We start from the raw sequence: 552 nt of genomic DNA, 5'->3' as shown, positions 1-552 counted from the left end.
GGGCCTCCTGGGCCTCGTCTCGAAAATTCCATGTGTCATCCCAAGCATTGTTAATGCAGTACACGTACTCCGGCTCGTCGGGGAGAGGCTCAACCTTGCTGAAATCGAGTTCCTTTATCGTTTCGTCCCCTTCACCGGATTGCGTCTCAACAATGCAAAGGGCTTTGAACTCATTGAGCTTTGCCTGCGGGCCAAAGATGTCGATCCGGATCCAGACCTCAGTGGACATGATCGTTCCTTTCAATTCGGCTTGGGGTTTGTGGGACGCGCGCGCGAAGCACATCACCGCGATCCATCGGGAATGGCGCTCTACGATCAGGGCGCGAAAGCCTCATGTGGGCTAACTGGGAGTAGCGTTTGCCAAGCCGAGGCTGTGCGGGACCGGCGCTATCGGGGTCTGGATCCGGAGCGGACCTCGGATCAGCAGTTACCGGACCGCGCTCACCCGATGAGCGTGGCGCGCTCGTAAGGATGGCAAGCTGCAAGGAAGGAGCGGCACCGGTCACAGTGACACTCGAGTTCTACAGCGGTCAAATCGCACCCCCGCAACCA

Annotated in this window: 1 protein-coding gene; it reads right to left on the bottom strand. The window is 58.5% G+C overall.

The window, feature by feature from the left end:
- A partial coding sequence (locus RM533_RS13620) for a hypothetical protein (RefSeq protein ID WP_311341768.1) occupies nt 1-229 on the bottom strand: 229 nt, incomplete at its 3' end.
- Nucleotides 230-552: the final 323 nt, after the last annotated feature.

The sequence above is a fragment of the Croceicoccus esteveae genome, assembly GCF_031846435.1.
GTDB classification, from domain to species: domain Bacteria; phylum Pseudomonadota; class Alphaproteobacteria; order Sphingomonadales; family Sphingomonadaceae; genus Croceicoccus; species Croceicoccus esteveae.
This window is presented reverse-complemented; position numbering and strand designations above follow the sequence as displayed.